Genomic DNA, 26,567 nt, shown 5'->3' with positions numbered 1-26,567 from the left:
GGTCAGGCGGTCGCGGCGCGCAGAGCCTGGCGGCGGGTCACCCGTTCGCGGATCGCCTCGACATCCGTCATCGGGGTCGCGGCGAACAGCTCGCGCGTATAGGGGTGCCGGGGGTCGGCAAAGACCGCCTCGCGGCTGCCCTGTTCCACCGCCTCGCCCTTGTGCATCACCAGCACCTCGTCGGCGATGTAGCGCACCACCGACAGGTCGTGGCTGATGAACACATAGGCCAGGTCGAACTCCTCCTGCAGGTCGGCCAGCAGGTTCAGCACCTGCGCCTGCACCGACAGGTCCAGCGCCGAGACCGGTTCGTCCAGCACCAGCAGCGTCGGGTTCAGCATCAAGGCCCGGGCGATGGCGATGCGCTGGCGCTGCCCGCCCGAGAACATGTGCGGATAGCGGTTGAACACCTCGGGCGGCAGGCCGACCTTGACCAGCATCTCCTCGGCCCGGCGGCGCCGTTCGGCCGAGGGCGTGTCGGTGTTCAGCAACAATGGCTCCATCAGCACGTCGCCGATCTTCTGGCGCGGGTTCAGGCTGCCATAGGGGTTCTGGAACACCATCTGCACCTTGGAGCGCATCTCGCGCGTCAGCCGCTGCGTGCCGATGTCCACCGCCTTGCCGTCGATCAGCAGCTCGCCTTCGGTCGCCGGGTCGATCAGCGCGATGATCCGCGCCAGCGTCGACTTGCCCGAGCCGGATTCGCCGACGATGGCCAAAGTCTTGCCGCGGTCCACCGAAAAGCTGATGCCCTTGACCGCGCGCACCTCGCGCGCCCGGCGGGTCAGCGAGCCGGGAACGTGATAGTCGCGGATGATGTTGCGGCCTTCGACGACATGGGTTCCGGTGCTCATTTCGCGGCCTCCTCGAGGAACGAGCCCACGGTGGGCAGCCGGTCGCCGGTGGCGTTTTCCGGCAGGGCCGAAAGCAGCGCGCGGGTATAGGGGTGCCTGGGCGCCTCGAACAGCGACAGCACGTCGGCCTCTTCCATCTTCTTGCCCTTGTATTGCACCTGCACCCGGTCGGCGGTTTCAGCGACGACGCCCATGTCATGGGTGATCAGGATCAGCGCCATGCCGGTCTGTTCCTGCAATTTCATCAGCAGATCGAGAATCTGCTTCTGGATGGTCACGTCGAGCGCGGTGGTGGGCTCGTCGGCGATCAGCAGGCGCGGGTTGGTGGCGATGGCCATGGCGATCATCACCCGCTGGCATTGCCCGCCCGACATCTGGTGCGGATAGGATTTCAGCTTTTCCTCGGGGTCGGGAATGCCGACCTGGCGGTAAAGCTCCAGCGCCCGGGCCCGCGCGGCGCGTTTCGACAGGCCGGCGTTGAAACGCAGCACCTCCTCGATCTGGTAGCCGGTGGTGAAGCTGGGATTCAGCGAGGCGATGGGCTCCTGGAAGATCATGGTGATCTCGCGCCCGATGATGCGCCGCCGCTGGCGCGGGGTCATCCCAAGCAGGTCCTGGCCGTCGAAGCTCATCTCGTCGGCGGTGACGGTGGCGGTATCGGGCAGAAGCCCCATCGCCGCCAGCATCGACACCGACTTGCCCGAGCCGGATTCGCCGACGATGGCCAGCACCTCGCCCTTGTCGACACGCACGTCGATGCCGTCCACGGCGGTGAAGCTGCCGGTCGAGGTGGCGAAGCGCACGGTCAGGTTGCGGATTGTCAGCAAGGCCATGGCTCAGCTCCGCTTCAGTTTCGGGTCGAGCGCGTCGCGCAGACCGTCGCCCATCAGGTTGATCGCCAGCACCGAGACCAGGATGGCCAGGCCGGGGAAGGTGACGACCCACCAGGCGCGCAGGATGAACTCGCGCGCCTCGGCCAGCATGGTGCCCCATTCCGAGGCCGGCGGCTGCGCGCCCATGCCGAGGAAACCCAGCGCCGCGGAGTCGAGAACCGCCGAGCTGAAGGAAAGCGTCGCCTGCACGATCAGCGGCGCCAGACAGTTGGGCAAGATGGTCTTGAACATCAGCCGCAGGTTCGAGGCGCCCGCGACCTTGGCGGCGGTGACGTATTCGCGCGCCTTCTCTCCCATCACCGCGGCGCGGGTCAGGCGGGCGAAATGCGGCTGGTAGACGATGGCGATGGCGATCATCGCATTGGTCAGGCCCGGCCCCAGCACCGCCACCAGCACCAGCGCCAGCAGCAGCGATGGGAAGGCCAGCACCACGTCCATGACCCGCATGATCACCGAGTCGACCCAGCCGCCGAAGAAGCCGGCGACAAGCCCGATGACGATGCCGCCGGTCAGGGCGATGGCAACGACGACGATGCCGATGAACAGCGAATATTGCGCGCCGTAGATCAGCCGCGACAGCATGTCCCGGCCCACCGCATCGGTGCCCAGCAGGAAGCCGGCGCGGCCGCCCTCTTGCCAGATCGGCGGCACCAGCAGCGCGTCGCGATACTGCTGCGTGGGGTCATGCGGGGCGATCAGTGCCGCGAAGACGGCGGTCAGCACCAGCAGGACGAAGACGACGAGGCCGATCACCGCGCCGCGGTTCTGGCTGAAGTAGAACCAGAACTCGCGCAGCATCCGGCGGCGAATGGCTGCGTCCGAGATCTTGACGGTGGTATCGGTCATTTGTGCCGGATCCTCGGGTTGATGAGACCATAGGTCAGGTCGACGATCAGGTTCACGATCATCACGATGGCGGCGATCAGCAGCAGGCCCGACTGCACCACCGGATAGTCGCGGCGCGAGATCGAATCGATCATCCACTTGCCGATGCCGGGCCAGGAAAAGATCGTCTCGGTCAGGATGGCGCCGGCCATCAGCACGCCGATCTGCAGGCCGATGGTGGTGATCACCGGGATCATGGCATTGCGCAGCGCATGCACGCCGATCACCCGGCGCGGCGACAGGCCCTTGGCCTTGGCGGTGCGGACGTAATCCTCGCCCATCACCTCGAGCATGGCCGAGCGGGTCTGGCGCGCGATCACCGCCAGCGGGATGGTCGCCAACACGATCGAGGGCAGGATCAGGTGGCTCAGCGCCGAGGCGAAGGCGCCCTCCTGACCGGAAAGCAGGCTGTCGATCAGCATGAAGCCGGTCACCGACGGGAAGAAATACATCAGCGAGATGCGCCCCGAGACCGGCGTCCAACCCAGCACGCCCGAGAACAGGATGATGAGCAGCAGCCCCCACCAGAAGATCGGCATCGAAAACCCGATCAGCGCCCCGGTCATCGAGATCTGGTCGAACCAGCTGCCGCGCTTGATCGCGGCGATGACGCCCACCGGCACGCCGATCAGCGTGGCCAGGACGATGGCGACCAGCCCCAGCTCGACCGTGGCCGGGAACAGCGCCAGGAACTCGGCCAGCACCGGCTTCTTGGTCACCAGCGAATTGCCCAGGTCGCCCTGCAGCAGGTTGCCGAGATAGTGGAAATATTGCTGCCAGACCGGCTTGTCATATCCGAGCTGCGCCGCGATCTGGGCGTAGCGTTCGGGCGAGACGCCGCGCTCGCCGGCCATCAGCAGCACCGGGTCGCCGGGCAGCAGCCGGATGAAGCCGAAGGCCACCAGCGTGATCCCGATCATCGTCGGGACCAGGTAAAGCAGTTTCTTGAGGATGAATCTGAGCATCGAACCCTGACCTAAGGGCCGTGCAGGGGGCTTCCCCCGCACGGCCGCACGAGTATCAATCCGGGGCTGACCTTATTCGGTCAGGTCCACGGATTCGAAGGTGTAATCGCCCAACGGCGACTGCACGAAGCCGGTCACGTTCTTGGCCATCGGCACATATTGCGTCGAATGCGCCAGCGTGGCCCAGGGCGCCTCTTGCTTGAAGATGACCTGCGCCTCTTCGTAGAGCTTGACCCGCTCGTCATGGTCCGAGCTGGCCTTGGCCTTGGCCAGCAGGTCCGAGAACCCCTGGTTGCACCAGAAGGCGCGGTTGGCGCCGCCCGGGGTGGCCGCGGCACAGCTGAGCAGCACCGACAGGAAGTTGTCGGGGTCGCCGTTGTCGCCGGTCCAGCCCAGGATGACGGCGCCCTTGCGGCCTTCCTCCATCGACTTCTTCAGATATTCGCCCCATTCGTAGCTGATGATCTCGACCTTGACGCCGACCTTGGCGAAATCGCTCTGGATCATCTCGGCGGCACGGCGGGCGTTGGGCATATAGGGGCGCTGCACCGGCATGGCCCAGACTTCCATGGTCAGGTCCTTGACGCCCGCATCCTCGAGCATCTTCTTGGCGGCCTCGGGATCGTACTTATCGTCCTCGATGGCGTTGTTATAGGACCACATGGTCGGCGGGATCGGGTTCTTCGCCACTTCGGCGCTGCCCTGATAGACCGCCTCGACCAGGGCCTTCTTGTCCATGGCCATGTTCAGCGCCTTGCGGACCTCGGGCTTGTCGAAGGGCGCGACGGTGGTGTTATAGGCCAGATAGCCGACGTTCAGGCCCGCCTGCTCGTCCAGCTTGAGATTGGGGTCGGCCTTGATCTCGGCCAGGTCGGCGGGGGCCGGATAGGGCATCAGGTGGCATTCGCCGGCCTTGAGCTTCTGCAGCCGCACCGAGGCGTCGGGGGTGATGGCAAAGACCAGATCGTCGATCTTGGGCGCCTCGCCCCAGTAATCGGCGTTCTTCTGGTAGCGGATCACCGCGTCCTTCTGATAGGCGACGAACTTGAAGGGGCCGGTGCCGATGGGGGCGTTGTTCAGGTCTTCCTTGGTGCCGGCGGTCTCCAGCGCGTCGGCATATTCCTTGGACACGATCGAGACGAAGGGCATCGCCACGTTGGCCAGGAATGGCGCCTCGGGCTGGTTCAGGGTGAATTTCACCGTGTGGTCGTCGACCTTCTCGATGGACTTGATCAGCTTGTCCATCTCCATCGAGGAGTAATATTCGTAGGTGATGCCGGGAATATATTCGTGCCAGGGATGGTCGGCCTTGGCCTGACGCTCGAAGGTGAAGATCACGTCATCGGCGTTGAAATCGCGCGAGGGGGTGAACTTGTCGTTGGAGTGGAATTTCACGCCCTGGCGCAGGTGGAAGGTATAGGTCAGCCCGTCCTCGCTGACCTCCCAGCTTTCGGCCAGCGCCGGCTCGATTTCGGTGGTGCCGGGCTTGAACTGCACCAGGCGGTTGTAGACCGCATGGCCCGAGGCATCGAAGGTGGTGCCGGCCGTATAGGGCGCCGGGTCGAAGCCTTCGGGAGAGCCTTCCGAGCAATAGACGAAGGTCTTGGCGTGCAGCGGCGCCGCAGCCATCAGCGCAAAGGCCGACGCCGCAAGCATGCGGGTGGAGAAGAACGACATAATGCCTCCCATGTCTAGAGATATTCCCTGCCCTGATGCAAACGAATCTGCCTGACAGGTCAAGTGCTCTGCCGGGGCTGACCGTCACTTTGCTGGAATGACGCAGCGAAACGCCGAAAAATCCGGCAGGATTCTGTCGTTTCGCCAGCCAGACCCGGGGAAGAAAAGGCAGACCTTGCCCGCCGGAACGGCCGGCGCGCGGCGCTCAGGCGTTGTCGCGCTGCCAGATCCAGTCGTGATCGGGATGATTCTCGTAACGCCATTTGCGGATCGGGCCGGCCATGACGTTCAGGTAATACATCTCGTAGCCATAGGGCACGCCGCAGGGGTGGTGGCCGCGCGGCACCAGCACAAGATCGTGGTTCTTGACCGCCATGGTCTCGTCCAGGCTGCCGTCCTCGGTAAAGACCCGCTGGATGCCGTAGCCCTGCGGCGGATTCAGCCGGTGGTAATAGGTCTCCTCCAGATAGGTCATCCTGGGAAAGTCATCCTCATCATGGCGATGCGGCGGATAGCTCGACCAGTTTCCTGCCGGGGTGAAGACCTCGGTGACCAGCAGGCTGTCGCAGAAATCCTCGGCCTCCATGGCGATGTTGTTGATGAAGCGGGTATTGGCGCCCTGCCCGCGCTGGGTCAGCGCGATGCCCTCGGGTCCGATGCGGCGCGCGGGATGCCCGCCCTTGCCGGGGGCAAGGCAGACGGCCAGCGTCAGCGGCGTCACGGCCTCGGCCCGCCAGTCGCTGCCATCGGGCAGATAGAGGCAATGCGGCGGCGTCTTCTCGAACACGTCCAGCCGCGCGCCCATCTCGCCCCAGTCGCGGCCGGCGCCGCCGATGCGGGCCTTGCCCTCGACGATCACCAGGATCGCTTCCATGCCGCCGGTATGGCCCTCGGCCACTTCGCCGGGCGCGAGCCGCCAGAGGTCGAAGCCGACATAGGACCAGCCCGCGTCTTCCGGGGTCAGGTGATGGACAAGACCGTGCCGGCCGGCCGGCTTGCGCAACAGGTTCATGGCTCCTCCTTGCGGATGATGAACAGCGCCACGACAAGATAGATCCCCGCCGCCCCGAACAGGATGGCCCAGAACAGGTTCCCGGTCGCCAGCTCGACGCCCGCCCAGGCAAGCGGCAGCAGCGCGCAGAGAATGCGGACCCAAAGCGGGCGGAAGAACGGGTGTTGGGGATCGACCAGCATGGCGACAGGTTAGTGAAGACCGGCGGCCCGCGCCATATCCTTCAGCGCCTTCAGGCCCAGCGACTGGTATTCCAGCGGGTTGCGCTTGTCGGGATCCTGCTCGGCCTCGATCACCAGCCAACCGTCATAGCCGGCCTCGGCCAGGATCTTCAGCAGCGGTCGGAAGTCGATGGCGCCCTCGGGATCGCCGGGCACGGTGAAGGCCCCGGCAAGCACGCCCTGCAGGAAGCTCATGTCCCGGGCGCGCACTTCCTCGGTCACGGCGCGCCGGATGTTCTTGGCGTGGAAATGCGCCACCCGGCCGACATGTTTCTTCAGCACCGCCTCGGGGTCGCCGCCGCCGAAGGTGCAATGCCCGCTGTCGAACAGCAGATGCGTCGCCGGGCCGGTCGCGGCCATGAAGGCGTCGATCTCCTCGGGGCTTTCGACCACGGTGCCCATGTGGTGGTGATAGGCCAGCGTGATGCCCTGCCCGGCCAGATACTGGGCGAATTCCTCCATCCTGCGGCCGAACTCGGCCATTTCCGCGGCGCCCAGGCGCGGCCGGGCGTTGACCGGCACATCGGGCCGCCCATGCACGGTGTTCGAACATTCGCAGACGATGCAAACCTTGCAGCCATTGGCCTTGAGCCTGGCCAGGTGCTCTTGCACCGCCGCGATCTCCTCCTCGACCGAGCGGCTCAGCAAGGCGGTCGAATACCAGCCCGAGACGAACTGCAACCCGTAGCGGCCCAGAAGGTCCTTGAGCTGCTGCGGGTCCGAGGGCCAGCGATGGCCGTTCTCGATGCCGTCGAAGCCGATGACTTCGCCCGCCTCGTGCAGGATCTGCTCGGTCGGGATATGGGCGCCGATCGACCGGTCGTCGTCATTGGCCCAGGCGATGGGATTGGTTCCAAAGCGGATCATGGGGGATTCCTTCAATTGACGAGCGTCTGGTTGCGGCGGTTTTCGATGTATCGGGCATAGGCGTCCTTCAGCCTGTCCGAACCGCCGGTCTGCGGGACGGCGACGTCCCACCAGTGGCCGGCCCCTTGCAGCCCATCGCCGGGGCCGGGTTCGGCGGTGGTGTCGATGACGATCACGGTCGGGATGTCGCGGGACCGCGCCTTGGCGATCTGCGTCTCCAGATCGGCGATGTCGCGGGCCTTGACGGCATGGGCGCCCATCGACGCGGCATGCGCCACGAAGTCGATCTGCGGCTGCGTCTCGACATTGCAATCGGCATACAGGTTGTTGAAGGCCACGCCGCCGGTGCCGGCCTGCAGGCGGTTGATGCAGCCATAGCCGCGGTTGTCGGTCAGCACCACGGTGAAGGGCACGCGCCGCATCACCGCCGTCGCCAGTTCGGAATTGGCCATCATGTAACTGCCGTCGCCGACGAAACAGATCACCTCGCGCTCCGGGCGGGCGAGCTTCAGCCCCATGGCGCCGGCGATCTCGTAGCCCATGCAGCTATAGCCGTATTCCATGTGATAACCGCCCTGCGCCGGCTGCCAGAGCAGCTTCAGCGCGCCGGGCATGGTGCCGGCCGCGCACATGGCGATGGCCTCGGGGCCGGCGGCGCGCTGCACCGCGCCGATCACCTGCGCGTCGGTCGGCAGCGCATTGCCCTCGGCCGGCGCCGCGCAATGCAGGTCCACCGCCGCCAGCCATTCGGCGCGGGCCCGTCCGTCGAAAGCCGCGCGGTAATCGCCCAGCGCCGCCGTCAGTTCCTCCAGCGCCACGCGGGCATCCGCGACCAGGCCCAGCGCGCCATGCTTGGCTGCATCATGGCCCTGCACGTTGATCGACACGAGCCGCCCGGAAAACAGCGTGCGCGAGCCGGTGGTGAAGTCCTGCAGCCGGGTGCCGACACCGATCACCAGATCCGCCGCGGCCAGAGCCGCATTGGCCGCCGCCGAACCATCGACGCCCGAGGCCCCCAGGTTCATCGCATGCGCCTGCGCGAGCGCCGACTTGCCGGCCTGGGTCTCGGTCACCGGGATACCGTGGCGGCTGGCGAAATCACCCAGCGCCGCCTCGGCCCCGGAATAGATCACGCCGCCGCCGCAGACGATCACCGGCCGCACGGCGGCGCGGATCAGCGCCGCAACCTCCGCCAGTTCGCCGGCATCGGGCCCGGGCCGGCGGATCCGCCAGACCCTGGGGGCAAAGAACGCCTCGGGCCAGTCGTAAGCCTCGGCCTGCACGTCCTGGCAGAATGCCAGGCAGGCGGGGCCGCAATTGGCCGGATCGGTCATCACCCGCAACGCGCGCGGCAGCGCGGTCAGCAATTGCTCGGGCCGCTGGATGCGGTCGAAATAGCGGCTGACGGCACGGAAGCAATCATTGGCGCTGACCGTGCCGTCATCGAAATCCTCGACCTGCTGCAGCACCGGATCGGGCCGGCGGTTTGCGAAGACATCGCCCGGAATGAACAGCACCGGCAGGCGGTTCACATGCGCCAGCGCCGCCGCCGTCACCATGTTGGTCGCCCCCGGGCCGATGGAACTGGTCACCGCCTGGCAACGCCGTCGGGCATGACCCTTGGCATAGGCGATGGCGGCATGGGCCATGGTCTGTTCGTTCTGGCCGCGCCAGGTCGGGAAGGCGTCGCCGATGCCCTGCAGCGCCTCGCCCAGGCCGGCGACGTTGCCATGGCCGAAGATCGCCCAGCAGCCCTCGACGAAACGCTCGCCCGCCTCGGTCCTCTGCACCGACAGCCAGCGCACCATCGCCTGGGCTGCGGTCAAGCGGATGGTGCTCATACCGGTTCCTCCTTCTTGGCCATGGCACGCGCCTCGTCCCAGATACCGCTCAGCCGCGCGAAGCGACCGGCCATCTGAGAGACGGCCTCCTCGTCCGACACTTCACCCTTCAGCCAGCGCCGCACCACCTCGCCAAAGATCGTCCGGCCGACGGCGAAGCCCTTGACCAGCGGAAAGGCCGCCGCCACCGCGAAACTGGCGCTCAGCGCGGCCTCGGGCGCGTCGAGCCCCAGCACCACGATACCGCGGGTATGGCGGTCGTGATCCTCGATGGCGGCGATGGCGTTGGACCAGGCCGCGCGGGTCCGCATCGGCTCGAGCTTCCACCAGTCGGGATAGATGCCGATGGCATAGAACTGGCGGATCAGCGTCGCCGTGGTCGCGTCATCGACCGGCCCGACCTTCGAGGGAATGATCTCCAGCAGGAATTCCAGCCCGTTGCGGCGCGCGGCGGCGAACAGGCGCTTGACGGTTGCCTCCTGCGCGGCGCGCGTCTCGGCATCATCCTCGGGATGGCAGTAGCACAGCACCTTGACCACGTTCTCGCGCGCCCATTCGGCCAGCGCGCCGCAATCCGGGCCCAGCTCCGGCTCCAGGTCCAGCGGCCGCGAGCCCGGCCATTCGCAGGGCCGGCCGATCCACAGCCCGGTCCCCGAGGCCCGATGCAGCGCCCGCCGGCCGATGCGGTTGTCGCAAAGGATGCCATGGCCCGGCCGGCCATCCGCCACCTGCAGCGCCGCCTGCAGGCAGAGTTCCTTGAAGGTCCCGCCCTTTTCCGGCGTGTAGCCCGGCATCTCCTCGATCTGCGCGCGGTGGTCGAAGGCAAAGACCCGCATGGTGGACCAGTCGCCCGCGCCGGGATTGCTGCGGTTGGTGGCCCAGTAGACCTGTTCCAGTTCCGCATCGTTGCGCAGGTCCGGCCGCAGGACGCCGCGTTTGAGGAAAAACTCCAGCTCCACCAGCGACGGATAGGCCGGGGTGCAGCCGTGGCGCGAGACCGCGAAGGCGCCGCAGGCATTGGCGTATTCCAGCGCCTTCGGCCAGGCCTTGTCGTCCAGCCAGCCCTTCAGCAACCCCGAGAAGAAGCCGTCGCCGGCGCCCAGCACGTTGAACACCTCGATCGGGAAGCCGGGGCCGGTCTGGCCTTCATCGAGGCTGTCCGGGATTGCGCCCTCGAAGGCCACCGCACCGGCTGCGCCGCGCTTGCAGACCAACGTGGCGGTGCTGACCGCGCGCACCGCGCGCAGCGCGGCGATGGTGTCGGTGCTGCCGCCGGCGATATGGAACTCCTCCTCGGTGCCGACGATCAGGTCGAAAAGCGGCAGTGTCGCCTGCAGCCGGGCAGTCACCGCGGCGCTTGCGACGAAGCGGCTCTCTCCCTCGCCATGCCCGGCCACGCCCCAGAGATTCGGGCGATAGTCGATGTCCAGTGCCGTCCGCGCGCCGTGCTTGCGCGCCAGGTTCAGCGCCTTCAGCACCGCCGCCTCGGTGCGCGGATGCGACAGATGCGTGCCGGTCGCCAGCACCGCGCGGGCCTCGGCGATGAAACCCTCGTCGATATCCGCCTCGCTCAGCGCCATGTCGGCGCAGTTCTCGCGATAGAAGATCAGCGGGAAACTGTCCTCGTCGCGGATCCCCAGCAGCACCAGCGCCGTCAGCCGCTCGGGGTCGGTGGCGACGCCGCGCACATCCACGCCCTCGCGGACCAGCTGTTCGCGGATGAAGCGGCCCATATGCTCGTCGCCGACCCGGGTGATCACCGCCGAGCGCAGCCCCAGACGCGCCGTGCCGCAGGCGATGTTCGTCGGAGAGCCGCCGATATATTTGGCGAACGATCCCATGTCCTCCAACCGGCCGCCGACCTGCTGGCCGTAGAGATCGACCGACGAACGGCCGATGGTGATGACGTCCAGCGTCTTCGTCATGCCGGGCTCCCCGCAGATACCGCGACGGAGTTGCGCAGGTGCTCCATGCTGGCGCGCAGCGCGGTTTCGATATCCTCCAGCGCATGCACCTCGGGCGCGAAGGGCTCGAAACTGACCGGGCCGTCATAGCCGTCCGCCAGCAGCGCCTGCAGCTGCGCGACGTTCTCCAGCCGGTCATCGGCGTCGACCAGCACGCGATGTCCGTCCAGCATCGCCGCGACCGCCAGCGCCGGATCGGTCACGCCCGAGACATGCACGAGGCCGGTGCGATGCGGGAAGAATTCCGTCTCGCCCGCCAGATGATGGTGGAACGTGTCGTGCAGCAGGCGGAAGGCGTCGAAACCGCCGGCCTCGGCGATGGCGGCCACCGCCTCGGCCTTGCGGCGCAGCGAACTTTGCGGAAAGCCCAGCGGCTCGACCAGCCCGGTCAGCCCGCGCGGCCGCAGGATGTCGCGCAGCCTGTCCAGCGCCGCCACCGTCCGGGAATGCGCGATCTCGGTGCCGTCGTTCAACGGGCACAGCACCAGCGCCTCCGCCCCTGCCCCGGCGGCGAGATCGGCCAGCCGCTCGGCGCGGGCAGCCAGATCGTCGCTCCACCGGTTGAAGGGATAGAGGGCGTTGACCGACAGGATCGCGACGCCGGCATCGGCGGCCAGGCGGGCGACCTCGGCCGGGGCCTGCCCGGTCACGTCGGGCAGGTCGTTGCGGATCTCGACCTCGGTGCAGCCCAGGCGGCGGGCCAGGGCGAAGAACTCGGCCAGCGGCAGGCGCGGGGCGACGATATGGTTCAGGGCGAAGCGCATGGCGGAACCTCAGGCGTAAAGGGCGGGACGGGCGGGCAGGTCGATGGCGACGGCCTCGCCCGCGGCGTCCTGGGCGGCGACGCAGGCATCGGCGGTGACGGCGGCGACATAGCCGTCCCAGGCGGTCGGGCCGGCGGCGGTGCCCTGGGCCGCCGCCTTCAGGAAATCGGCCAGTTCGTAATCGTAGCTGTCGATGAAGCGGTCCTTCCAGTCCATCAGGATCGGCTGGCCCAGCACGGCACCCGAGCGGGTCTGGATGCCCATCGGCTCGGGCAGCCGGGCGATGCCGTCCTCGCCCACGATCTCGCATTGGATGTCGTAGCCGTAATGGCAGTTCACGAAGACCTCGACGTCGATCACCACGCCGCCGGCGGTCTCCAGCACCACCACCTGCGGGTCGCGCAGGTTTTCATGGGCGCGGGGCGACTTGCGCGGAAAGAACACCCGGGCGCTGACATAGTCGTCGTCGAGCAGCCAGCGCAGCACGTCGATCTCGTGGATCAGCGTGTCGTGGATCGCCATCGGCGTCAGGTAATTCTCGCCCACGCGCGGGTTGCGATGCGCGGCATGGACCATCAGCGGCGCGCCGGTCACTCCGGCGACCGCCTTTTTCAGCGCGACATAGCCCGGATCGTAGCGGCGCATGAAGCCGACCTGCACCAGCCGCCTGCCGGCGGCCTGCTCGGCCTCGACGATGCGCTTCGCGCCCTCGGCGGTGGTGGCCAGCGGCTTTTCGCAGAAGCAGGGCTTGCCGGCGGCGATGGCGGCCAGGACATAACCCTCATGCGTCTGGCCCCAGGAGCAGACCAGGATCGCATCCACATCCGCATCCTTGATCAGCGCATGCGCGTCGTCGAAGATCCGCGCCTCGGGGGCGTGGTCGCGCTGGCAGGTCTCGGCATGGGCGCGGTTCACGTCGTTCAGCGCCGTGACCCGGGCGCCGGCCAGCACCCGGTTGATGCGCCGGGTATGGTCCTGGCCGATGGCGCCGGTGCCGATGACTCCGATCTTCAAGATCATGGGGATATGCTCCGATAGGGTGTTTCAGAAGACCACGGCGCGGCCGATCTCGGCGGACCGGGCCATGCCGTGGATGATGCGTTCGATGGCGAGGCCGGCGGTAAAGTCGGGCCAGGCCGGGCTGCCGGTCTCGATGGCCTCGCGCAGCAGCTGCGCCTCGACCACCTTCTGTTCGTTGAAGCCGAAATTATGCCCGCCCGCCGGGCAGAAGGCGGCGAAGCCGGGCTGCGCCGGGCCGGTCAGGATGCGGCGGAAGCCGTCCGCCTGCGCCGCGCCGGGCTGATAGAGCCACAGTTCGTTCATCCGCTCCTGATCGAAGCGCAGCGTGCCTTCGCTGCCCTGCACCTCCCAGGCCAGGCGGCAGCGATAGCCGCGCGCCACCCGCGAGCAGGAAAACTCGCCCGAGGCGCCCGAGTCGAAACGGATCAGCGCCTGGGCCTGGTCCTCGTTCTCGACCCGCGCCGTTCCGTCCTGGTGCGGACGTTCGGCGATCACGGTATCGGCCTGCGCATAGACGCGGGCCACCGGCCCCATCAGCGCCAGCATGACCGAGACCAGATGGCAACCCAGATCGCCGAGCGCCCCCAGCCCGCCGTCCTTGCGGGTCAGCCGCCAGCTCCAGGGCAGGCCGGGGTCGGCCATGTAATCCTCGTCATAGACGCCGCGGAAATGGAGCCTTCGGCCGATGGCCCCTTGCGCCACCAGGTCCACGGCGGCGCGGAAGGCGGGCGAGCGGGTGTAGTTGTAGCCCAGCATCGTCACCCGCCCCGAGGCGCGGGCGGCCGCCTCCATCGCCTCGGCATCCGCGACGGTCAGGGCCATGGGCTTTTCCAGCCAGACATGCTTGCCGGCCGCCAGCGCCGCCTCGGCCATCTCGCGATGCAGGCCGTTCGGCGTGGTGATGGACACCACGTCCACCGCCGGATCGGCCACCGCCACCCGCCAGTCGCCGCTGGCGCGGGCAAAGCCCCATGACGCGGCCAGGGATGCGGCCTTGTCGGCGGGCGTGTCGGCCAGGATCTCCAGCCGGGGCGGCTGGCCGCCGAAGGCGGTGGCGAGGTTGCGCCAGGCCATGGCGTGGCATTTGCCCATGAAGCCGGTGCCGATCAGCGCGACACCCAGGGAAGCGCGGGCCATCGCTCAGACCTTCTTGCGCTTCTTCTGGCGATAGACATCGGCCACCACGGCGGCGACGATGATCACGCCCTTGATCATCTCCTGATAGTAGGCGTCGAGCCGCAGGAAGGTGAAGCCCGAGATGATGACGCCGAAGATCACCATGCCGATCATCGTCCCCAGGATCGAGCCCCTGCCCCCGGTCAGCGATACCCCGCCGATCACCGCCATGGCGATGGCGTCGAGTTCGTACATGGTGCCCATGCCGGCCTGCGCCGTCAGGCCGCGCGCCGCCACCACGATCCCGGCCAGAGCCGACAGAAGCCCGGCGATGGCATAGATCTTGACCAGCTGCCTTTCGACATTGATGCCCGAGACGCGCGCCGCCTGCGGGTTGGCGCCGATGGCATAGGTGAACTTGCCATAGCGGGTGTATTTCAGCGCGACGTGGAAGATCAGCGCCACCACCAGGAAGATGAAAACCGGCGTCATGCCCTTGCCGATGGCGGCGAAGCTGTCCGAGGGGAAGCTGATCGGCTGGCCCTTGGTATACCATTTGGCAAAGCCGCGCGCCGTCACCATCATGCCCAGCGTGGCGATGAAGGGCGGAATTTTCGTATAGGCGATCAACGCGCCATTGATGATGCCGCAGATCAGCCCGAACAGCAGCCCGACGGCCAGCGGCACCAGCACCGGCAGGCCGGTCAGCGCCGGATAGACCGCGCGTTCGTATCCCGCCGCCTGCGCCAGGCTCATCGAGACCATGGCCGTGGCGCCGACGATCGAGCCCGACGACAGGTCGATGCCGCCCGAGATGATCACCTGCGTCACCCCGATGGCGATGATGCCCACCACCGAGACCTGCAGGATCATGATCGACAACCGCTGCCAGTTGCCCAGGAAACTTTGCCCCTGGGTGATCCAGCCCAGGATCTCGAAGGTCAGGCTGATGCCGACCAGCACCAGCAGGATGTTGAGTTCCGCCATCATCGGGCGGTGGCGGCGCTGCGGCGCGGCCATGCTTGCGTCTGACATGAGGCCTTCCTTCCCGTTACTTCGCGGCCAGCGACATGATCTTGACCTGATCGGCCTCGGCCCGGTCGAGGAAGCCCGACACATGGCCTTCATGCATGACCATGATGCGGTCGCTCATGCCCAGGACCTCGGGCATTTCCGAGGAAATCATGATGACGGCCACGCCCTGCGCGGCCAGCTTGGTGATCAGGCGGTGGATCTCGGACTTGGCGCCGACGTCGATGCCGCGCGTGGGTTCGTCCAGGATCAGGATGCGCGGCTCGGTCAGAAGCCAGCGCGCGATCAAGAGCTTCTGCTGGTTGCCGCCCGACAGGTTCTCGACCGTCTCGTGCAGGCTTGGGGTCTTGACCCGCAGCGTCGCGGCCATCGCCTCGGCCTTGGCGGTGATGGCCTTCTGGTCGATGAAGCCGTTCTTCACATGGCCGCGGGTGATCAGCGCCGACTGGATGTTTTCCAGGCAGTCGAGGATCAGGAAGCAGCCGGTCTCCTTCCTGTCCTCGGTCAGGAAGGCCATGCCATGCGCCATGGCGTCCGAAGGACAGGTGATGCGCACATGCCGGCCGTCGATCAGCATGTCGCCGATGGGCGCGGGATGCACGCCGAAGATCGCCTCGGCCACGTTCGAGCGTTTCGAGCCGACCAGCCCGGCGATGCCCAGGATCTCGCCCTTGCGGACGCTGAAGCTGACGTCTTGGAACACGCCCGGCAGGGTCAGGTTGCGGACCTCGAGCACGGTCTCGCCGATCTCGCAGTCGATCTTGGGGAACATCTCGGTGATCTCGCGGCCGACCATCATGCGGATGATGTCGTCGCGGGTCACGCCGCTGGAGGGATGCGTCCCGACATACTTGCCGTCGCGGAACACGGTGAACTCGTCGGCGATCTCGAACAGCTCGTTCATCTTGTGGGTGATGTAGACGATGCCGATGCCGCGCGATTTCAGGTCGCGGATGATGGCGAAAAGATGCGCGACCTCGGTCTCGGTGATGGCGCTGGTCGGCTCGTCCATGATCAGCACGTCGGAATCATAGCTGACCGCCCGGGCGATCTCGACCATCTGCTTCTGCGCCACGGTCAGCTCGCTGACCTGGGCATCGGGGTCCAGCCGGATGTTCAGCCTGCCCAGCAGATCGGCGGTCATCTGCCGCATGCGGCCGTGATCGACCAGGCCAAGGCGGTTCAGCGGCTCGCGCCGGATCCAGATGTTCTCGGCCACCGTCATCCAGTTCATCAGGTTCAGCTCCTGATGGATCATGGCGATGCCCGAGTTCAGCGCGTCGAGCGGGGTCTTCACGCTCAGCGGCTGGCCGGCAAAGCGCACCTCGCCGCTGTCGGGCGTATAGACCCCGGCGATGATCTTCATCAGCGTCGATTTTCCGGCGCCGTTCTCGCCCATCAGCGCGTGGACGGTGCCCGGGCGGATCTTCAGCTGCACCCCGTCCAGCGCCTTCACGCCCGGGAATTCCTTGGTGATATTGTCGACTTCCAGAATGAACTCGCCCTGCCAGGCGTTGGTGCGGTCAAGCATCGGCTTCCCCCCTGTCTTGATCCGGCGGGGCCGGCGCGGCCCCGCCGCAAGGCTCAGTTCCTGGACAGGAACTGGTCCAGGTTCTGGGGCGTGACGAGCTGGAAGGGCACGTAGACCTTTTGCTCGACCGCCTCGCCGCGGGCAAGTTTCAGCGCCGTATCGACGGCGCCATGCCCCTGCCCGGCGGCGTCCTGGAACACCGTCACGTCCAGGTCGCCGGCCGTCATCGCCGCCAGCGCGTCCTGCGTCGCGTCGACGCCGCCGATCACCACCGAAGCCATGTCGCGACCGGCCGATTTCAGCGCCTGGATGGCGCCGATGGCCATTTCGTCATTGTTCGAGATCACCGCGTCGAACTCGGTCCCGGCGGACAGCCAGTTGCTGACCAGATCGGCGCCCTGGGTGCGTGACCAGTTCGCCGTCTGCTCCTGCACGATGGTGATGAAGCCGCATTCCGGCGTCGCCAGCACGTCCTTGATGTCCTGGGTCCGCATCCGCGCCGCCTGGTTCGACAGCTCGCCCATCAGCACCACGGCCTTGGCTTCGGTCTTGCCCTGCTCTTTCAAGAGCCGGCAGATCTCCTGCGTTTCCAGCGTGCCGGATTCCTTTTCGTCCGAGGCGACGAAGGCCTGCTTCTCGGGCAGGCTGTCCAGGTTCACCGGCTGGCGGTTGACGAAGACCAGCGGGATGCCGGCATTCTGGGCCGCGGCGCTCATGGCGATGGTGGCATCGGTGTCGACCGGGTTCACGATGATCGCATCGACGCCCGAGGCCACGAAATTCTCGATCTGGTTCAGCTGCTTGCCGACATCGTTCTGCGCATCCTCGACCTGCAGCGTCACCCCGTCCAGCGTCGCGGCGTGCTCCTGCATGCCGTTGCGCAGCACGGTCAGGAAGTTGTCGTCGAACAACGCCATGGAAACGCCGATGGTCTCGGCCGCAGCCGCCCCCGAAAGCGACGCGGCGCAGGCCGTCGCCAGCAGAAATCTCTTCATCACTATCCTCCCCATTTCCGGTTCATGCGGGCGCGACCCGCTTCAGCCGGGGCATCGGCTGCCGGGCCTGCCACAAGGCATGCACGGGCGCCGCGTCCCTGTCTTGCTGCCGGTCCGGGGCTCCTCCTCCCCGGGACCGTGCAGAAGCATTCGGGCAGAACACGATTCACGTCAAATGCTTTGGGAGGGAGTTCCCATCATGAATGATAGAAAGAGAGCCGAAAATGATGGTTTTCCATCATTCCCGATCACAGGCTTTCCGGCGTCACCACCAGCGCGTTCACGAAGCGCTGGCCGGGGTTCTCGGCCATGCCGTGTTCCAGCACATGCCCGACCGCGCTGAGCACATCGGCGGAAAGCGGCTGCAACGGCGTCGCCAGCACCACCGAGACCACGCCCTGCATCAGCCCCTGCCGCGATTCCGGCGTCAGCTCGTGCACGATCAGCGCCACCTTGCCGCCCAGCCCCAGCTCCTGGATGGCGGCGATGGCGCCCTCCATGCCGCCGCCGGCGCAATAGATGCCGGCCAGGTCGGGATGGCGGGCCGCGATCTCCAGCGTCGTTTCATAGGTCAGTTGCCGGGTCTCGAGATTGATCATCGTGTCGAGAAACGGGATCTCGGGCGCGCATTCGCGGAAATAGCTGCGAAAGCCGGCCTCGCGCAGGTCATGGCCGTGAAAGCGGTGCCCGCCGATGAACAGCGCGATCTTGCCGGATTGCTGCATGATCCGGTGCATGAGCCAGGCGGCGGTCCGGCCGGTTTTCAGGTTGTTGGTGCCCAGATAGGCCTCGCGCACGCCGGCGGCGAAATCGGACAGCATCGAGAAGACCGGGATGCCGCGGCCGCGCAGCATCGCCACCGCCGAGGTCACGTCATGATGGTCAATCCCGGTCGCGGCGACGGCCTGCACCTTGCCGGCCATGCCGGCCATGGTCTCGGCGAAATCGGCCGGCGACTGGCCGGGCGAGAAGCGGACCGTCAGCCGCCAGCGCCGCAGCGGGTCCAGGCGGGCCGCCGCCTCCAGCCGGCCGGCGAAGTCCTGGTAGAAGGCATGGCGTTCCTTTTGCAGGACGATGCCCAGATGCAGCTCGGGCACATGCGCCAGCGCCCGGGCCCGGATGGCCGGGGCGGCATGATAACCCACCGCCTCGGCGGCTTCCGAGACCTTGCGCGCGGTCTCCTCGCGCACCCGGGCGCGGCCGTTCAGCACCCGGTCCACCGTCGCCACGCTGACGCCGGCGGCGCGGGCCACATCCTCGATGGTCGAACGTCCCGCCATGCTTCCCTCATCCCGTTGACGGGAAGCGTGATGGAAATACGTCAGGATTGCAATGCCCGGCGGCGGCGGTGCCCGCCCCTGCCCGGCGGCTCAGCGCTTGCGGACGAATTCGGTGCGCAGCACCAGTCCCTTGATCGACTCGTGGCGGCAGTCGATCTCTTCGGGGTTGCCGGTCAGCCGGATCGAACGGATGACCGTCCCTTGCTTCAGCACCTGGCTGGTGCCCTTGACCTTCAGATCCTTGATCAGCGTCACCGAATCGCCGTCCGCCAGGACATTGCCGGCCGCATCGCGGGCGACGGGCAAGGCCGCCTCGGCCGCCGCGGCCATTTCCGAGGCCGGGCGCCACTCTCCGCTCGCCTCGTCATAGACATAATCCTCGTCGGCCATGACCCGGCCCTCCTGCCACTGTTCCAAGGCCGTCGTAGCGATCACGGCCCCTTGCGGCAAGCCGTTGCGGAAGGTGAAGCGCCCGGCGCCGCCCGCCGGCCAAAATTCACGCCGGGATCACAGCCAGTCGCTAGGTCGGAGGAAGCCGGGACTTGAAAGGACATCTGCAATCCGATGGAACAGCTTTGCCGCCGCACCGAGGATCTGACCGACAGCTGGCAGCGCCACGATTGGCGCGAAAGCTTCTTCGCCCCGGGCCTCGTCATCCTGCAGGCCCTGACCCGCGACGGCCGCACCGCCAGCGGCGCCGGATCGACCAGGGACGAGGCCTTCGACCGCTGCCTTGGCGAAACCGCCGAGATCCACGCCCTTGCCGAATGGCGACGACGGGGCGGCGAGTTCGAGCCGTGGCGCGACGGGGTGGCGGCGCATCCCGACCCCGCCCTTGCCTGCGAGACCGCCCGCAACGAGACCTGCGAGCGCGAGGCGGTCGCCGACTGGTGGCTGGGGCGCCAGCCGGCCGCGCCGGTCTCGGACGCATGGATCGCGCAGGCCGGCCTGGCCGCGCGCCTGGAGGACATGCGCCGGGGCGCGGCGCTGCGCCGGCGCACCGACTGGTGGCAGATCCGCAGCAGCTGCGAGCCCTGCGTCATGGTCTGCCGCAGCATGAGCCTGGAGGGACAGGACCCGGTGCTGGGCTTCGGCTGCCATGACGACCCCGTGGCGGCGGCGGACAAGGCGCTGCGCGAGCTGCTGCTGATGGAGCTGACCCTGATGGAGCTGCTGGCCGCGCGCTCGACCGGCGACGAGGCGGCGCTGGAGTCGGTGCGCGCGCGCATCCGCGGCTATGCGCTGCACGCGCCGCGACTGTTTCCCGATGCGGCCGAGGTGTTGCCCGCCGCGCCCTGCGCCCTGGTGCCGGAATTCCGGCCCCAGCCCGAATGCCGCGAGATCTCGCCCCCCCATGCACCGGTCAGCGTCTGGATTTGTCAGCCCGGCACGCCATCCCCCCTTTTCACGACGCAGACTGGCCTGCCATATTTGTAGTGATTCCAATGCATGAGGATGGGACGGCCATGACGGCCCAGGAACCCACAGCAAGCCAGGCCGGCTGTCCGTTCGGATGCGCGCCGGGCCGGGCCGGGCTGCGCGCCACGCGCAGCCGCGAGATGGTGCTTGGCATGGCGGCAGAGGCCTCGCCGCTGCCCGGTCAGGACGACCGCGCCGATATCGGCCAGCGCATCCCCCAGATCCTGATGCGCACTAACCTGGAATGGCGCGGCGCCTGCCTGCGCCAGGTCGGCCACATTCCCGCCGGCTATACCTATCTGGCGCAGCTCATGGGCCATGACATGGGCAGCAGCGTCCAGGCCGAAAGCGTGCCCTGGTCCCGCAGCGACGGCGATATCGTCGGGACGCCGGTGCGGCGCTACAACCTGATCGACAATCCGCTGACGCTGGAAACCGTCTATGGGCCCGGCCCGTCGATGCTGGCGCATGTCTACGACCCCGAGACCTGGCTGTTCCGGCTGACCCCCGGCGCCCGGCTGGCACGGATCTATGCGCGGGGCCTGACCGCGGTCTCGGACACGGATCCGCAGCCGATCCGCGCGCTTTATGACGAGCGCAACCGCGATTCACTGATGCTGCATGAGCTTTGCGTGACCTGGATGCAGTTCCACAACCGCAATGCCCGCGCCCTGATGCAGCGCGGCCATGCCCCCTATCGCGCCTATGTGCTGGCCCGCGCCCATGCCGTGCGCTGCTGGCATGCGATCCTGTTGGGCGATCTGCTGCCGCGTTTCCTGCATCCCGCCATCGCCGGGCTGGAGAAGGAGCGGATGGCGCGGGCCTGGGCGCTGGACGAGACGACGCTGCTGCACGGGCTCTGTCGCGCCTTCCATGCGCTGCCGCTGGCGGCCTATCATCTGGGCCGGTCGGGGATGCACAACCTGGGCACGCTGCTGAAGCGCGGCTACGCCGTCAGCGAGGCCGAGACCGACTGGCGCATCGACTGGCCGCTGTTCTTCGGCGCCGAGCGCGGCGGCCCGCTCAGCGGCATTTCCGCCAGCGTGGCGCCCGAGCTGCGCGCGCCGGTGACGGCGGCGGCGGTGATCGCGCTGGACAACCGCTCGGCCGCCGAAGCGCGGCCGCTGCGGCCCGGCAATGACGACATCGTCAAGGCCATCGCCGCCCTGCCCGGCGACTGGCCCGCCCGCCTTGCCCCCGTGCGGCTGGCGAGCGATTTCGCCGCCGCCCATCCCGAGGCGCCGATCCGCCTCGACCACCAGATGCTGGAATGGGGTCCGCTCTACCAGTTCCTGATGGTCGAGGCGCAGCTTCACGGCCAGAGCGGCGGCTTCGGCCCGCTGGGCAGCGCGTTGCTGTGCGGCTCGGTCGAGGGCTCGATCCGCCGCGTCGTGCTGGCGCCCGAAGACGCCGCGACCGCCGGGCTGCCCCGGCCCGCGACCATGCTGGAGCTGATTACCCTCGTAAGAGAATGAAGGGAGCAAGAGCCATGACAGGGAACCGCAAATACATCATCATCGGCGCCGAGGTCGACCAGGCCGAGGCGTTCCTGCACAAGGACGGCACCATCACCGCCCGAAAGGGCCGGGACGGCGAGCCGCTGAACGTCGAGTTCATCGGCCGGCTGATGGTCGAGCTGTCCCAGCGCGGCAAGGCTGCCGTGCCCAAGGCCGAGCTCGACGCGTTCGAGGAACGGGTGAAGAATGCATTGATCGTGCAGGATTTCTCGACGCAAAGCGGCGAGGCGGCGCTAAGCGATGCCGAGCGCGAGGAGATCCTGAAAAGCACCACGGTCCGCATCGAGTTCGAGAGCCGCCGCCGCGGCCGCAGGAAGCCGGACCGCAACACCCGCATCCTGGTCGTGCCCTCGGACCAGACCCTGGGCATCGCCGATGCCATGCTGCGCGCCCAGGGCGCGGCCGAGGGCTTCCGCCCGCCGCTGTCCTACGAGCTGGACCGGGCGCTGATGCTGGCCAGCATGAAGACCGAGATCCTCGAGATGGTGCGCGAATTCGCCGCCCGGGCGCATCCCGACTGGACCTCGGACCTGCAGGCGGCGCTGGAGAGCCACATCGAGGAGGCGATCCGCGACCGCAGCCAGTTCAAGGATCCGGCCGGCCAGCCCGCCAAGGACGTGAAGAACGAGATCATGAACAGCCCGCTGCGCGCCTTCCACCGCTCGGTCGGGATCTACGCCACCAACATGTGCCGTTAGACCAGGAAGCGCAGCCGCGCGGCCGAGGCCTGCTCCAGCGTCTCGCGCAGCTCCTGCCGCCATTCCTCGCGCCGCAGCGGAAACACCGACAGGAACCAGTCAAGCCGTTGCGCGTCCGTGGCCTCGGCCTGACCGTGCCATTGCCCGCGCAGGTCGGCCAGATAGGCGTCGAAGCGCCGCGCCGCCGCCTCGGTCTCGCCCAGCCGCCACAGCGCGGCGCTGTGCCAGCCGCCCACCGTCGGCATCAGGCCGCCGCGGTTCTCGCATTGCCGGGCGGTGGCCGCGTAATCGCCGCAAAGATAGTCCACCGCCGCCAGATAGATCTGGTGGAAGGGCTCCATGACCTCGGCATGGCGCCGGGTCTCGGCGGCGAGGTCCGCGGCCTTGCCCAGATCGCCGGCGAAGGCGAAACCCAGCGCGCAGGAGGCCAGCGTCAGCGGGTTGTTGCGGTTGAGCGTCAGCGCCTGGTCGAAATGGAACTCGGCCAGGTCGAAATAGCCCAGGTGGCAGAAGCACCAGGCCAGCACCCGATGCGCCCGCGTGTCCAGCGGGTCGGCCGAAACCGCGACGATGGCATGGTGCATGGCGTCGCGTTTCAGATCCTCGGTCTGATAGGTGCCGGGCAGCAGCACATGGCGCACGTTCAGCGCCCCCGCCAGCTCGGCATGGGCGGCGCCGAAACGCGGCGATTCCTCGGTGATCTCGCGCAGGATGGCCAGCGCCTCGGCCTCGGTCTCGGGCGACCAGCGGTCCAGCAGCGCCTGCGCCTTCAGCCAGCGGTCATAGATGCCCGATCCGGAATCGGCCAGCGAGCGGTCCGAGACCACCACCGACAACGCATTGGCGATGTTGGAGAGCAGGATGCGGACCTTGTATTCCCAATCGGTCTGCGGCTGCTCGATCCATTCCGACCAGACCAGCTGCCCGCCGGCGCCGCGCTTGACCTCGACGAAGAACCGCAGCGCCCCCATCAGGTAAAAGGGCTGCAGCGTGACCCGCACCTGGGCCGGCACGGCGCTTTCCTCGGTGATCGACCATTCGCGGAAGCGGGCCATGCGCATGCGCAAGTCGGCAAACAGCACGTTGGTCATGCTTTCCAGCGTCCCGCCCTCGCCCTCGGCCGGCAGCAGCGACACCGACAGGCCGACCTGCGGCGCCCGGTCGCCCTGCGGCCGCTGCCGCCCGCCGCCGGTCGGGTCCAGCTTGATCGCGGCCAGCAGCTCCACCGTCTCGGCCTCGGGCTCCTGGTCGAAGGCCTCGTCCAGATGGGCGTAAAGCGCATTGTAGCGTTCGATCGCACGGGTCGAATGCCCGGCCCGCCAGTCCAGCCGCATCAGCAGCCGGGTGGCGCTTTCGTTCGAGGGTTCCAGCGCGATGGCGAATTCGGCCAGCGCGCGCGGACCGCCGCCCGGATTGTCGGCGGTCTCGGCCAGCCGGCGGTCCAGCACCTGGCGCAGCGCCGCCAGCAGATTGGCGCGGGTGATCGCCAGCCAGCTGTCGAACGAGGCGCTGATCCCTTCGAGCTGCACGGTCTGGTCCACCAGCAGCCGGATGCGGTCGGCCTGCTCGGGGTCCCAGTCCGGCCGGGCCAAGCGGGCGGCCAGTTCCTCCTGCAGCGCGAAGCTCTGCGGCAGGCGCAAGGCGACCTCGCCGGCATTGGTCTCGAGCCCGAAGCCGGGAAACCCCTCCATGGCGCGGCGGATATGCTTGACCGCCTGCCGGTAGGAGGCCGCGGCCTTGTGCTCGTCCGAGTTCTGCCAGAACAGGTCGGTGACCTTTTCCGTGCGATGGACGGGGGTGCGATCGGCCAGCAGGAAATACAACAGCGCCCGTGCCTTGCGCAGCCGCAACGCATCGAGAAGCCGCAAAAGGTCGTCGAGCTGCATCCGAACCCCTAGCCAGACCCGCGGCGCCGGTGCCGTTGCGCCGCAAATCGTTAGACATCAGGTTCTGGGCATAACGCAACGGTCAGCAGCGGTCCATTGCAGTGCAGCATCGGCAAACCGGGCGCGCGCCTTCCTGCCGGGGCTCAGGGGCCGACCGGCCGGCCGCCGGCACGCAGCTGCAGCGGCGGCGCGAACATGACCGCATTGCCCAGCAGCGCCAGCCCCAGCCCCAGAAGGCCGGTCCAGTGCCAGCGATAGCCCTCGAAGACCGTCGAGATCGTCAGCGCCACCACCGGGAACAGCACGGTGGCATAGGCGGCGCGCGACGAGCCGATCCGCGCCACCATCAGCAGATAGGTGGTGAAACCCAGCACCGTGCCGATCCCCGCCAGGTACAGCAGCGCCGCCAGATAGGTGGCATCGGGCGGCGCCGCCATGGGGGTGCCGGTCAGCGCGATCAGCCCGGCCAGCACCAGGGCGCCATAGCCCATGCCCCAGGCGCTGGCGGTGCTGGGCGGGATGCCGGCCGCGCTGTTGCGCCGCGAGACCATATTGCCGAGCGAGAAGAACATCGTCCCCAGCGCCGCCAGCGCCAGGCCGCGCAGCGTATCGGCGCCCTGGGCCTGGACCAGGTCGGGACTGAACAGCAGCGCCACCCCCGCCGCACCCAGCAGCGCCGCCAGCACCGTCCGCCCCGAGATCGGGTCGCCGAAGAAGACCCGCGCGTTCACGGCGTTGAAGATCGAGGCCAGCGAGAACACCACCGACAGCAGCCCGGACGGCACATGGCCCGCCGCCGCATAGAAGCACAGGAAGTTCAGGCAGAACAGGCAAAGCGCCTGGGCGAGGATCCAGCTCTGGTCCCGGGCGGCGGGCAGGCGCAGCCGGCCCAGCACCGCGAGCAGCGCCAGATACAGCACCGCCGCCGCGGCGAAGCGGTAGAAGACCGAGACGAGCACCGGCACCGGCCCGACCTGCAGGGCGATGGCGATCCAGGTCGAGCCCCAGATCAGCACGGTCAGGACGAAAAGCAGCAGGTTCATCGCGGGCTCCGAAATGGCTGGCCTCGTTCCTAGCCGGTTCGCGACCGGCCGGATTGCACGATCTTGCTGCGATCCGACGCGGATCGGTGGCAGAGGCCCTGCGTCCCGGCTTTCCGCCGCGCGTCGGCTGGCCTAATCTCGGGCCATGTCCGGTCATGCCCTGCCCATCTCGACCTATCTTGCCCGCTCGCCCCATGCGCAGATGCTGGGCCATGTCGGGCTGGGCTTCGGCTGCTCGGCGACGCTGTGGCGCAATCGCGACGCCCGCATCAGCTATGACGACCCGCAGGGCCACACGCTGAGCTTCTACACCCGCGGTGGCCAGGGCACCCGACGCCTGGACCGGCGCGGCGAGGCGGCGCATGGCTGGCCCGGCGCGGTCTGTCTGATGCCGCATGGCCATGCCTCGAACTGGGAGATCACCGAAAGTTTCGAGTTCATCCACCTGCACCTGCCCGATGACGAGCTGCGCCGCAGTTTCGCGCAGATCTGCGACCGCGATTCGCGGCTGATGCAGCTGGCCGACCTGACCTATGTCGAGGCGCCCGAACTGGCGGCGCCGTTCCAGGCCCTGCATGGCGCCACCCGCCGCGCCGACCGGCTGGCGGCCGAGGCGGCGATGCACGAGTTGCTGGGCCGGATCTTCACCGGCGGTCGCTACGTCACCCCCGACCGCAGGGTGCTGACCGGCGGGCTGGCGCCACGGCGGCTGCGGCTGGTGCTGGATCATGTCGAGGCCAATCTGGCCGAACCGATCCAGCTGCGCGAGCTGGCCGCGCTGGCCGGGCTCAGCGAGTTCCATTTCCAGCGCAGCTTCCGCGCCAGCTGCGGGGTCTCGCCGCATCGCTGGATCACGGCGCGGCGCATCCGGCTGGCGGTGCGGCTGATCGCCGCCCGCCAGCCGCTGGCCCAGGTGGCGCTGGCCTGCGGCTTCGACAGCCAAAGCCACCTGACCCGCGTCTTCAAGGCGGCGATGGGCGTGACGCCCGGGCGCTATCGCGCCGAGATCCTGGCTGGCGCAGGCCCCGAGCAAGGCTGAAGCCTTGGCCGCGCCTGGCGCCTCGGGGCCAGATGCTTTCCCTTCGTT

24 protein-coding genes are annotated in these 26,567 nt (G+C 67.9%); 4 read left to right on the top strand and 20 right to left on the bottom strand.

Annotation, left to right across the window (positions count from 1 at the left end):
* Positions 1 to 2: 2 nt before the first annotated feature.
* The 18 genes from NBE95_RS08915 to NBE95_RS08830 all read right to left on the bottom strand — a co-directional run bounded on the left by NBE95_RS08915 (position 3) and on the right by NBE95_RS08830 (position 19,307).
* Positions 3 to 854 carry an ATP-binding cassette domain-containing protein gene (locus tag NBE95_RS08915; RefSeq protein ID WP_289893546.1) on the bottom strand — a complete coding sequence of 284 codons (852 nt, stop codon included), beginning with the start codon at positions 852 to 854 and terminating at the stop codon, positions 3 to 5.
* The gene (locus NBE95_RS08910) at positions 851 to 1,687 is read right to left on the bottom strand and encodes an ABC transporter ATP-binding protein (protein ID WP_289893545.1); all 837 of its coding nucleotides are present in this window, start codon (positions 1,685 to 1,687) and stop codon (positions 851 to 853) included. The genes NBE95_RS08915 and NBE95_RS08910 overlap by 4 nt, the downstream gene beginning before the upstream one ends.
* Before the next feature lie 3 nt (positions 1,688 to 1,690).
* Entirely contained in the window at positions 1,691 to 2,593 is a 903-nt protein-coding gene (locus NBE95_RS08905) for an ABC transporter permease subunit (RefSeq protein ID WP_289893544.1), read from the bottom strand.
* Entirely contained in the window at positions 2,590 to 3,597 is a 1,008-nt protein-coding gene (locus NBE95_RS08900; protein ID WP_289893543.1) for an ABC transporter permease subunit, read from the bottom strand. The genes NBE95_RS08905 and NBE95_RS08900 overlap by 4 nt, the downstream gene beginning before the upstream one ends.
* Positions 3,598 to 3,669: 72 nt before the next feature.
* Entirely contained in the window at positions 3,670 to 5,274 is a 1,605-nt protein-coding gene (locus NBE95_RS08895; protein ID WP_289893542.1) for an ABC transporter substrate-binding protein, read from the bottom strand.
* 205 nt (positions 5,275 to 5,479) lie between these two features.
* Positions 5,480 to 6,286 carry a 5-deoxy-glucuronate isomerase gene (gene iolB / locus NBE95_RS08890; protein ID WP_289893541.1) on the bottom strand — a complete coding sequence of 269 codons (807 nt, stop codon included), beginning with the start codon at positions 6,284 to 6,286 and terminating at the stop codon, positions 5,480 to 5,482.
* Positions 6,283 to 6,468 carry a hypothetical protein gene (locus NBE95_RS08885; RefSeq protein ID WP_289893540.1) on the bottom strand — a complete coding sequence of 62 codons (186 nt, stop codon included), beginning with the start codon at positions 6,466 to 6,468 and terminating at the stop codon, positions 6,283 to 6,285. The genes iolB and NBE95_RS08885 overlap by 4 nt, the downstream gene beginning before the upstream one ends.
* Positions 6,469 to 6,477: 9 nt before the next feature.
* Positions 6,478 to 7,374, bottom strand: coding sequence for a myo-inosose-2 dehydratase (gene iolE, locus NBE95_RS08880; RefSeq protein ID WP_289893539.1), 897 nt, complete (start codon positions 7,372 to 7,374; stop codon positions 6,478 to 6,480).
* Between the two features lie 11 nt (positions 7,375 to 7,385).
* Positions 7,386 to 9,215, bottom strand: coding sequence for a 3D-(3,5/4)-trihydroxycyclohexane-1,2-dione acylhydrolase (decyclizing) (iolD, locus tag NBE95_RS08875; protein WP_289893538.1), 1,830 nt, complete (start codon positions 9,213 to 9,215; stop codon positions 7,386 to 7,388).
* Positions 9,212 to 11,140 carry a 5-dehydro-2-deoxygluconokinase gene (gene iolC / locus NBE95_RS08870; RefSeq protein ID WP_289893537.1) on the bottom strand — a complete coding sequence of 643 codons (1,929 nt, stop codon included), beginning with the start codon at positions 11,138 to 11,140 and terminating at the stop codon, positions 9,212 to 9,214. Before iolC ends, iolD begins: the two co-directional genes overlap by 4 nt.
* Entirely contained in the window at positions 11,137 to 11,943 is an 807-nt protein-coding gene (locus NBE95_RS08865) for a TIM barrel protein (protein ID WP_289893536.1), read from the bottom strand. The genes iolC and NBE95_RS08865 overlap by 4 nt, the downstream gene beginning before the upstream one ends.
* 9 nt (positions 11,944 to 11,952) lie before the next feature.
* Positions 11,953 to 12,963, bottom strand: a complete 1,011-nt coding sequence (locus tag NBE95_RS08860; RefSeq protein ID WP_289893535.1) for a Gfo/Idh/MocA family oxidoreductase — start codon at positions 12,961 to 12,963, stop codon at positions 11,953 to 11,955.
* Between the two features lie 24 nt (positions 12,964 to 12,987).
* The gene (locus tag NBE95_RS08855; RefSeq protein ID WP_289893534.1) at positions 12,988 to 14,100 is read right to left on the bottom strand and encodes a Gfo/Idh/MocA family oxidoreductase; all 1,113 of its coding nucleotides are present in this window, start codon (positions 14,098 to 14,100) and stop codon (positions 12,988 to 12,990) included.
* A gap of 3 nt (positions 14,101 to 14,103) precedes the next feature.
* Positions 14,104 to 15,114 (bottom strand): ABC transporter permease, encoded by a 1,011-nt coding sequence (locus tag NBE95_RS08850; protein WP_289893533.1) that lies wholly within the window; start codon positions 15,112 to 15,114, stop codon positions 14,104 to 14,106.
* A gap of 16 nt (positions 15,115 to 15,130) precedes the next feature.
* Complete coding sequence (locus NBE95_RS08845) at positions 15,131 to 16,642, bottom strand: sugar ABC transporter ATP-binding protein (protein ID WP_289893532.1); 1,512 nt, start codon at positions 16,640 to 16,642, stop codon at positions 15,131 to 15,133.
* Between the two features lie 53 nt (positions 16,643 to 16,695).
* Positions 16,696 to 17,637 (bottom strand): sugar ABC transporter substrate-binding protein, encoded by a 942-nt coding sequence (locus NBE95_RS08840; RefSeq protein WP_289893531.1) that lies wholly within the window; start codon positions 17,635 to 17,637, stop codon positions 16,696 to 16,698.
* A gap of 248 nt (positions 17,638 to 17,885) precedes the next feature.
* The gene (locus tag NBE95_RS08835) at positions 17,886 to 18,917 is read right to left on the bottom strand and encodes a LacI family DNA-binding transcriptional regulator (RefSeq protein WP_289893529.1); all 1,032 of its coding nucleotides are present in this window, start codon (positions 18,915 to 18,917) and stop codon (positions 17,886 to 17,888) included.
* Between the two features lie 90 nt (positions 18,918 to 19,007).
* Entirely contained in the window at positions 19,008 to 19,307 is a 300-nt protein-coding gene (locus NBE95_RS08830) for an alkylphosphonate utilization protein (RefSeq protein ID WP_289894864.1), read from the bottom strand.
* A 174-nt stretch (positions 19,308 to 19,481) separates the two neighbouring features.
* Here NBE95_RS08830 and NBE95_RS08825 point away from each other — a divergent pair, with 174 nt between their 5' ends.
* Genes NBE95_RS08825 through NBE95_RS08815 form a run of 3 tightly spaced genes read left to right on the top strand, consistent with a single transcriptional unit; the run spans position 19,482 to position 22,551 of the window.
* The gene (locus NBE95_RS08825; RefSeq protein ID WP_289893528.1) at positions 19,482 to 20,354 is read left to right on the top strand and encodes a YcaO-like family protein; all 873 of its coding nucleotides are present in this window, start codon (positions 19,482 to 19,484) and stop codon (positions 20,352 to 20,354) included.
* A gap of 29 nt (positions 20,355 to 20,383) precedes the next feature.
* On the top strand, positions 20,384 to 21,811 hold the full coding sequence (locus tag NBE95_RS08820; protein ID WP_289893527.1) for a hypothetical protein: 1,428 nt from the start codon (positions 20,384 to 20,386) through the stop codon (positions 21,809 to 21,811).
* A 14-nt stretch (positions 21,812 to 21,825) separates the two neighbouring features.
* Positions 21,826 to 22,551, top strand: a complete 726-nt coding sequence (locus NBE95_RS08815) for a hypothetical protein (protein ID WP_289893526.1) — start codon at positions 21,826 to 21,828, stop codon at positions 22,549 to 22,551.
* Here the strand turns inward: NBE95_RS08815 and NBE95_RS08810 are convergent.
* On the bottom strand, positions 22,548 to 24,437 hold the full coding sequence (locus NBE95_RS08810; RefSeq protein WP_289893525.1) for a BTAD domain-containing putative transcriptional regulator: 1,890 nt from the start codon (positions 24,435 to 24,437) through the stop codon (positions 22,548 to 22,550). The genes NBE95_RS08815 and NBE95_RS08810 overlap by 4 nt on opposite strands.
* A gap of 143 nt (positions 24,438 to 24,580) precedes the next feature.
* Positions 24,581 to 25,480 carry a DMT family transporter gene (locus tag NBE95_RS08805; protein WP_289893524.1) on the bottom strand — a complete coding sequence of 300 codons (900 nt, stop codon included), beginning with the start codon at positions 25,478 to 25,480 and terminating at the stop codon, positions 24,581 to 24,583.
* Between the two features lie 145 nt (positions 25,481 to 25,625).
* Between NBE95_RS08805 and NBE95_RS08800 the strand changes: the two genes are divergently transcribed.
* The gene (locus tag NBE95_RS08800) at positions 25,626 to 26,519 is read left to right on the top strand and encodes an AraC family transcriptional regulator (protein WP_289893523.1); all 894 of its coding nucleotides are present in this window, start codon (positions 25,626 to 25,628) and stop codon (positions 26,517 to 26,519) included.
* The last annotated feature ends 48 nt before the right edge of the window (positions 26,520 to 26,567 follow it).

This window comes from Paracoccus sp. TOH, assembly GCF_030388245.1.
In the GTDB taxonomy this organism is placed as follows: domain Bacteria; phylum Pseudomonadota; class Alphaproteobacteria; order Rhodobacterales; family Rhodobacteraceae; genus Paracoccus; species Paracoccus simplex.
Note: the sequence above shows the minus strand (reverse complement) of the source record. Positions and strands in the feature narration are given on the sequence as shown.